This window comes from Actinocrinis sp. (genome assembly GCF_035650855.1).
In the GTDB taxonomy this organism is placed as follows: Bacteria; Actinomycetota; Actinomycetes; order Streptomycetales; family Catenulisporaceae; genus Actinocrinis.
Genome location: NZ_DASRGV010000280.1, coordinates 1 through 7,637, shown reverse-complemented (window position 1 = coordinate 7,637; position 7,637 = coordinate 1). Strand labels below are relative to the sequence as shown.

Here is a 7,637-nt window from a genome sequence, read left to right as displayed (position 1 = left end):
ACGTAGTGCGTGCCGTCACGCACCGCGCGGCTCGACATGCCCAGGACGTGCCCGCCCGAGCCGGCCTCGGTGACCGCGATGGTGGGCAGGCAGCGCCCGGAGGCGATCTGCGGCAGCCAGGCCAGCTTCTGCTCCTCGGAGCCGAAGTGCAGGATCTTCGCCACGCCGAGCTGCGAGGCCTGCACCATCGCGCCCATCGCCCCGCTGACCCTGGCCAGTTCTTCGATGATGATCGTCTTCGCGAGGTGGCCGAGGCCCATGCCCCCGTACACCTCGGGGATGGTCACCCCGATCCACCCCTGGGCGGCGATCAGCCCGGAAAGCTCGACGTCTATGTCGCGGGCTGACTCCATCTGTGCGACGCGGGGCAATACCCGCTCCTGCGCGAATCGCCTTACTTCCTCGCGCAGCCTCTCGTGTCGGTCATCCTCGAATATGCCGGCCATTCCCACCAACCTCCAGAGCATCCAGCTCGGACTCTGATCCCGCGCGGCGGCGGCCGCAGGCCCTGCATCGGCACTGCGCCGGGCCGTCCGGGTCGCTCACTCGCAGAGTTTTGACAGGTTGTCGGAGAGTTCGTGCGCCAAACCGAGCGCGGAGTCCGCGGCCGTGTCGATCATGCCCAGGGTCAGCTGCGCGGCCGGGTGGCCGGGCACCTTCGCGGGCACTACCGCGAAGACCAGGCCGCGACCGTCCGCGAGCCGAACCGGGGCGGTGGCCACCGGCGTGCCGGAGTGGAGCACCTGCTGCACCGCCGCGGACAGTCCCACGGCGGCCAGATCGGGGAAGACCTCTCCGGCCGGGGCGCCCAGTTCGCGCACCGGACCGAAAAAGTGTTCATGGGTGGAGTTGGCGTAAAGGACCTCGAGGGCGGGTCCGGTGGTGATCATGACGGCTCCGGGGGTCGCCTCGACGAGCGCGGAGACCTGGCGGCGCACCCGGATCTCGCCGAGGACCTCGTCGGCGACCTGCTTGATGGTCTCCAGGCCGCGCTTGCCCCAGCCGGCCTCCTCCGGGCCGCTGTGCGGCGAGGGGTCCACCGCGCAGACGGTGCCGAGGACCGTGCCGTCGTCGTCGATCAGCGGCGCGCCCAGGTACGCGCGCACCCCGATCTCGTCGACCACCGGGTTCCCGGCGAAGCGCGGGTAGGCGTACACGTCGTCGAGCACCAGTGCCTTGCGCCGCGCCACGACGTGCGGGCAGAAGCCGTGGTCGAGGTCCATCTCCCGGCCCGGGTCGCCGTGGAAGGTCGGCTCGCCGGGCTCCAGGTCGGTGCGCGCGGCCGAGCCGGCGAAGTACATGCGCCGGTCGCCGACCAGGTTGACCATGGCGGCGAAGGCGCCGGTGTTCTCGACGATCTTGCGGGCGAAGTCGTCGAAGCGCTCGTCCGGCACGGAGGCCAGGCCCAGCTCGCGGTGCCGGACCGCCCGCTCGGCCGCGCCCGGCGCAGCGGGTGAGCCGCCCACTCTGCGCTCGGTCAGCTCCGGTTCGCTCATTGCTTGCGCCCTTCCAGACTGCGCGCGGCGACAGGCCGGGCGGGTTGGGGTTCGGTGTCGAGCAGGAATTGCACGAGGGTGAGCAGCACGCCCACGGCCGACTCGCGGTTGCGCGCGTCGCACTCCACCACCGGGATCTCGGGGCGCAGCTCCAGCGCGCTGCGCACCTCGTCCACGGGGTAGGCGACGGTGCCGTCGAAACGGTTCACCGCCACCAGGAACGGGATGCCGCGGCTCTCGAAGAAGTCGACCGCCTCGAAGCAGTCCTCGAGGCGCTGGGTGTCGGCCAGCACGATGGCGCCGAGCGCGCCGGTGCACAGGTCGTCCCACATGAACCAGAACCGCTGCTGGCCCGGCGTGCCGAACAGGTACAGGACGTATTCGGTGCCGATCGAGATGCGGCCGAAGTCCATCGCCACCGTGGTGGTGGTCTTGTCCGCGGTCGCCCGCAGGTCGTCCACGCCGCGGCTGGCCTCCGTGATCGGAGCCTCCGTGGTCAGCGGCTCGATCTCGGAGACCGCGCCGACCAGCGTGGTCTTGCCGACCGCGAAGCCGCCCGCGATCAGCAGTTTCAACGCCCCGGGCAGAAGCTCGTCAGAGGGCGCGGAGGGCATCGATTACCGCCTCGAGTACGTGCCGGTCGGGCCGGGCCATGTCAGGGAAGGCGACCGGGGCGCGGGTGACGATGGCGCGCCACCCGAGCAGGTCGGCCAGCAGGATCTTGATGACGGCGACGGGCAGCCGCAGGTGCGCGGAGATCTCCGCCACCGAGGTCGGGCGCCGGCACACCCGCAGGATCCGCGAGTGCTCGGGGGTGACCTCACCCAGGGCCCGGCCCGTCGCCGCGACGAGCGTGATCAGGTGGAACTCGGCCGCCGGACGGGTGCGGCCCCCGGTGACGGTGTAGGGGCGCACCAGCAGGCCGGCGTCCTCGTCGAACCGTACGTCGGAGTCGTCGTCCGTCACGGCTGCGCCTGTGACCAAGCCGCCGCGGCCGCCGCGTGATCGGCGCGCGGCGCGGTCTCCAGATGCGGGCGCATGCTGCGCACCAGCTGCGCCATCTCGAAGCCGATCAGGCCCGGGTCGGCGGAGTCGCTGGTCAGAACACTGATACAGGTGCCGAAGCCCGCGGCGGCGACGAACAGCAGCGCGCCGTCCATCTCCACGCCGACCTGCCGCACCGCGCCGCTGCCGGCGAACTTGCGGCCGGCGCCGCTGGCCAGGGACCACAGCCCGGAGGCGATCGCGGCCATGTGGTCGGCGTCGTCCTTGCTCATGTCCGGGGTGCGGGCCCGCACCAGGCCGTCGGCGGAAAGCAACAGGGCGCTGCGGGCCTGGGGCACGCGCTCCACGAGGCCAGTGATCAACCAGCTCAGCTGGTGAGTGCTTTCCTCGTTGGTCATCAGTGGCCTTCCTGAGTCGGTGGGTGTTCGTGGGGTCGCCCGCCGTGCGGTTCGGTGGCGCTGTGCGGTTCGGTGGCGTTGCGCGGATCAGCGGTGTTCTGTGGATCGGTGGCGCCGAGCGCCAGGCCCCGGCGGAAGTCCGCCATCAGGTTCGGCGTCAGGCCCTCGCCGACGCGGTCGACCGGGTTCGACGCGGACTGCGAGAGCGGGGCGGCGAGGTGCTCCTGCGGCCGCCGCCTCGGCAGCGGCGGCCGGCGGGGGTCCGGTACCGACGACACCGGGGAGCCGGACGGCCCGTAGCCGGAGATGCCGGGCTGCGGCTGCTGACCCGGCCGCATCGAGTCCATCGGCAGCATGCCGGACGGCGCGCCGAACCCCTGCGGGTCCGAGGCGGCCGGCCGGGGCTGCCCCTGCTGGGGGTTCAGGTGCGCGGGGTTCACATGCGCAGAGTTGGTGTGCGCTGGGCTGGCTTGCGCAGGGTTGGCTTGCGCAGGGTTCATGCCCGGCGTGCCGGGGGCGCGTCGAGGGGCGGGGAGGGCACCGTCGATGCCGTACACCGGCCGCCCGGTCGGCGGGGGAGCGTCGCCGAGGTCTGCCGTCAGATGGGCAGTGTTCTGAGCCGGCGCCGCCTCCATCGGCTGGCGCATTTCGATTTGCTGGCGCGGCTCGCCGGCTGCGGCTACGGGCACCGGGGCCGGCGTCGGGCGGGCGGGCTGGGCGGGAGCCTGCGCCGGAGGCGGAGCCTGAGCCGGGACGGGCGCGGCGGATGCGGGCGCCGACAGCCCGGCGGAGATCTCCCGCGGGTCCGCGGCCAGCAGCGACTTCGGCAGCACGACCAGCGCCTGCGTCCCGCCGGTGATGTTGGTCTGCAGCTTCACCGCGATCTGGTGCCGACGCGCCAGCTGGGCGACCACGTAGAGGCCGATGCGGGCGCCTTCGAGCAGCTCCCTGACGCTGATCTCGGCGGGCTCCCGAAGCAGGGCGTTGAGCCGGTCGTACTCCGGCTGGGACATGCCGAGGCCGCGGTCGTCGATCTCGATGACCAGGCCGGCGGTGACCGCCTGGGTGCGCAGCACCACCTTCGTGTCCGGCGGCGAGAACGTGGTCGCGTTCTCCACCAGCTCGGCCAGCAGGTGGATCACGTCGGCCACCGCGTAGCCGTTGAGCGATCCGGGGGTGCGCGCGATCACCTGCACTCGCGCGTAGTCCAGCGTCTCGGAGACCGCCGAGCGCAGCACCTCCATCACCGAGACCGGCTTGGTCCACTGCCGCCGCGGCACCGCCCCGCCGAGCACGGCGAGGTTCTCGGCGTGCCGGCGCATCCGGGTGGCCAGGTGGTCGACGCCGAAGAGGCCCTTGAGCAGATCGGGCTCCTCCACGTCGTTCTCCAGCGTGTCCAGCAGCTGGATCTGCCGGTGCACCAGGGACTGCAGCCGGTGCGACAGGTGCACGAACACGCCCTTGTCGGCGCCGACCGGTTCGGGCGCCGGTGCGGCGGCGATCGGCGCGGGCGGCGCGGCGACCGGAGCCGGCTGCGGCGCGGGCACCGGAACCGGCACGCGGACTATCTCGACCGCGGCGTTCGCCGACCTGGCCACCCGTCCCGCCCAGACGAACCCGCCCACCACGACGACCAGCAGCAGCAGGCCGAGCACCAGCACCGCCGCCAGGGTCCGGCCCTGCAGCGGCTGGGACCGGTGCGAGGCGTGCAAGAGCACTGCGAAGGCCAGGATGCCGAGCAGCGCGGCGCAGGCCGGGGGCACCACGGCGAGGGCGGTCAGCTGCCTGCCGAGCGCGGCGCGGCCGCGACCGGGCGCCGCGCCGGTCGCGCGGTGCCTCGAGGCAGGGCGGTCGCCTGCGTAGTCCCGGGCGGCGGTCACCGGCTCGTGAGTATCCTGAGTCGCCGTCACGCGAGGACCGTCCGGGCGAGATGATGGAAGGAGCGAGACATGCCGCCAACTCTATGAGAATCACAGGACACACATGACTAAGTGCTCGGATAATTTACCCTCATTTGTCGCCGCGGCCAACAGGGCCCTCATAAGAGTCAGATGAGGCCGTATTGGCGGACGGACACTGAGATTATCGGAGACGCCGTATCTATTCGCCTACCTTAAGCTCCTATGTCAGTAGGTTGCCAAGCCTGGCGAACGCCGCTCCGGAAACGGCAAAATACTCCATACATATGTTCGAATGAAATCGGGGCCTCTTTCGGTAGTGACGAAGCACCGGCCCTTGTGAATAAGCGCCGCGTGTGATATCGACCGGCTTCCGGTGTGCCGCCGGGAGGCGGCGTCTACTGCATTCTGAGTAGGCCGGATTGTCTGCCCGCGCACGACGACGGCAGGGCGTCGCGACGGGAGTCTGAGGAGAGTTCCCACAACCTCGGACTGTTGGAGTCGCAACATGGCTACCCTGCTTTATCGTCTAGGCCGCGGCGCCTTTCGGTGGCGCTGGCTCGTTGTCGTGCTATGGATCGGCGTGCTGGCCGGCGTCGGGACAGGGGCGTCGCGGGCGCACCTGGGCTCGGACAGCGGCCTGGCCATGCCCGGCACCGAATCCCAGCAGGCCTCGGACCTGATGAAGTCGCGCTTCGGCGGCGCGAGCGGCGGCGGGGCGGTCGCCCAGCTGGTGTTCGTCGCGCCGAACGGGCAGCAGGTCACCGCGACCGCTGACAAGGTTGCCATCGAGCGGATCGTGGCCGAGGTAGCCGCCGGGCCGCAGGTGGCCAGCGCCGCCACCCCCTTCCAAGCGGGCACCGTGAGCAAGGACGCCTCGACGGCGTACGCGCCGGTGACGTACAAGGTCACGGCCAACAACCTGACCGACGCCAGCAAGAGCGCGCTCGAACACGCCGTGGCTGAGGGCAAAGCCGCGGGGCTGAGCGTGGAGGTCGGCGGCAACGCAATGACCAAGACGCCCGCAGCCGGCGGCGCCACCGAGGTCGTCGGCATCGCGGCCGCGACGCTGATCCTGCTGGTCACCTTCGGCGCGCTCGCCGCCGCGGGACTTCCGCTGCTGGTCGCGCTGCTCTCCGTGGGCATCGGCAGCGCCGGGATCCTGGCGGTCGGCAGCACCTTCGGGCTCTCCGAGACCACCACCGCGCTGGCCACCATGCTGGGCCTGGCGGTCGGGATCGACTATGCGGTCTTCATCGTCTCGCGCTACCGGGAGGAGCGGGCCAACGGCCGGGAGCCGCGCGAGGCCGCCGGGCTCGCGGCCGGCACCGCCGGATCCTCGGTGCTGTTCGCCGGCCTGACCGTGGTGATCGGCCTGGCCGGGCTCTCGGTCGTGGGCGTGCCGATGCTGACCAAGATGGGCCTGGCGGCGGCCGCGACCGTGGTGGTCACCGTGCTGGTCGCGCTGACGCTGGTGCCGGCGCTGCTGGGCTTCTGGCCGAACGCGGTGCTCTCGCGCCGGGTACGCAAGGGCCGGAGCGCCGCGCACACCGCTGGACACCACGCCGTCGCCGACGCGGCCGGGAACGCCTCGGGGGCGAAGCTCAACGGCGGCGCCCGCTGGGCGAAGTGGGTGCTGCGGCGTCCGGTGCCGGTGCTGCTGCTCACGGTCCTCGGCCTCGGCGTCATCGCCCTGCCGGCCACCGGACTGCACCTGGGCAGCCAGGACAACGGAAGCCTGCCGACCTCGAACACCGAGCGGCGTGCTTACGACGACCTGGCCAAGGCCTTCGGTCCCGGCTTCAACGGCGCCTTGACCATCGTTGTCGACGCGAAGGGGACGACCGACTCCAAGGCGGCGGTCACGTCCATCGAGCACGCGATCAGCGCGACCCCCGGCGTGGTCTCGGTCTCCGCCCCGCGGTTCAACGCGGCCGGGGACACCGCGGTCTTCTCCGCGATCCCGTCGACCGGTCCCAGTGACACCAAGACCGTCGACCTGGTGCACGCGATCCGTGCCGAGCGGGCGCAGATCGACGCCGCGAGCGGCGCGACCTACGCAGTGACCGGGGCGACCGCACTGGACATCGACTCGGCGGCGAAGGTACAGCACGCGCTGCCGCTGTACCTGGCCGTCGTCGTCGGGCTGGCCTTCGTGCTGCTGCTGTTCGTGTTCCGCTCTGTGCTGGTCCCGCTGAAGGCGGCCCTCGGGTTCATCCTCTCGGTGCTCGCGGCGCTCGGCGCGGTCGTCGCGGTCTTCCAGTGGGGCTGGCTGGCGAACCTGCTCGGCGTGCACCAGACCGGGCCGATCATGACCCTGATGCCGATCTTCATGGTGGGCATCATCTTCGGACTGGCCATGGACTACGAGGTCTTCATCGCCACCCGCATCCGCGAGGCGTACGTGCACGGCGACGCGCCGCGTGCGGCGATCGTCTCCGGGTTCCGGGCCAGCGCCCGGGTCGTGGTGGCCGCCGCGCTGATCATGACCGCGGTGTTCTCCGGGTTCATCGGCGCCGACAACGCGCTGATCAAGATGATCGGGTTCGGCATGGCGGCGGCGGTGCTGTTCGACGCGTTCGTCGTGCGCATGGCGCTGGTCCCGGCCACCCTGGCGCTGCTCGGCAAGGCCGCCTGGTGGATGCCGCGCTGGCTGGACCGGGTGTTGCCGCGGGTCGACGTGGAAGGCGAGGCGCTCAGCAGGCGCGCGCCGGTCGGCGAGCCGGAGCGCGAAGTTCAGACGGCGGCCGTCTGACCGATCCGCCGAAGGGCCGTCCGGGCGAGAGCGGACGGCCCTGCCGGTGTCTCCCGGCGATATCCCGCACTATGGTCACAACACC

Annotated in this window: 7 protein-coding genes; 1 reads left to right on the top strand and 6 read right to left on the bottom strand. The window is 71.6% G+C overall.

Features of this window, described 5'->3' with window-relative positions:
• The 6 genes from VFB40_RS20140 to VFB40_RS20115 form a co-directional block, all read right to left on the bottom strand.
• On the bottom strand, positions 1-446 hold a 446-nt coding region (locus tag VFB40_RS20140), incomplete at its 3' end, for an acyl-CoA dehydrogenase family protein (protein WP_324852946.1).
• A 96-nt stretch (positions 447-542) separates the two neighbouring features.
• Positions 543-1,496, bottom strand: a complete 954-nt coding sequence (locus tag VFB40_RS20135) for a GAF domain-containing protein (RefSeq protein WP_324852944.1) — start codon at positions 1,494-1,496, stop codon at positions 543-545.
• Entirely contained in the window at positions 1,493-2,110 is a 618-nt protein-coding gene (locus tag VFB40_RS20130) for a GTP-binding protein (protein WP_349261565.1), read from the bottom strand. The genes VFB40_RS20135 and VFB40_RS20130 overlap by 4 nt, the downstream gene beginning before the upstream one ends.
• Complete coding sequence (locus VFB40_RS20125) at positions 2,091-2,462, bottom strand: DUF742 domain-containing protein (RefSeq protein WP_324852942.1); 372 nt, start codon at positions 2,460-2,462, stop codon at positions 2,091-2,093. The genes VFB40_RS20130 and VFB40_RS20125 overlap by 20 nt, the downstream gene beginning before the upstream one ends.
• Complete coding sequence (locus VFB40_RS20120) at positions 2,459-2,899, bottom strand: roadblock/LC7 domain-containing protein (protein WP_324852940.1); 441 nt, start codon at positions 2,897-2,899, stop codon at positions 2,459-2,461. The genes VFB40_RS20125 and VFB40_RS20120 overlap by 4 nt, the downstream gene beginning before the upstream one ends.
• Positions 2,899-4,809: an ATP-binding protein gene (locus VFB40_RS20115; protein ID WP_324852938.1), complete on the bottom strand. Its 1,911-nt coding sequence runs from the start codon at positions 4,807-4,809 to the stop codon at positions 2,899-2,901. The genes VFB40_RS20120 and VFB40_RS20115 overlap by 1 nt, the downstream gene beginning before the upstream one ends.
• A gap of 496 nt (positions 4,810-5,305) precedes the next feature.
• On the opposite strand from VFB40_RS20115, the gene VFB40_RS20110 reads away from it, so the two are divergent.
• Entirely contained in the window at positions 5,306-7,552 is a 2,247-nt protein-coding gene (locus VFB40_RS20110) for an MMPL family transporter (RefSeq protein ID WP_324852936.1), read from the top strand.
• Positions 7,553-7,637 lie beyond the last annotated feature (85 nt).

Excerpts from the sequence above, each read along its gene's own strand:
- VFB40_RS20135 (WP_324852944.1), bottom strand. The coding sequence starts at position 1,496 with ATGAGCGAACCGGAGCTGACCGAGCGCAGAGTGGGCGGCTCACCCGCT.
- VFB40_RS20130 (WP_349261565.1), bottom strand. The coding sequence starts at position 2,110 with ATGCCCTCCGCGCCCTCTGACGAGCTTCTGCCCGGGGCGTTGAAACTG.
- VFB40_RS20120 (WP_324852940.1), bottom strand. The coding sequence starts at position 2,899 with ATGACCAACGAGGAAAGCACTCACCAGCTGAGCTGGTTGATCACTGGC.
- VFB40_RS20110 (WP_324852936.1), top strand. The coding sequence starts at position 5,306 with ATGGCTACCCTGCTTTATCGTCTAGGCCGCGGCGCCTTTCGGTGGCGC.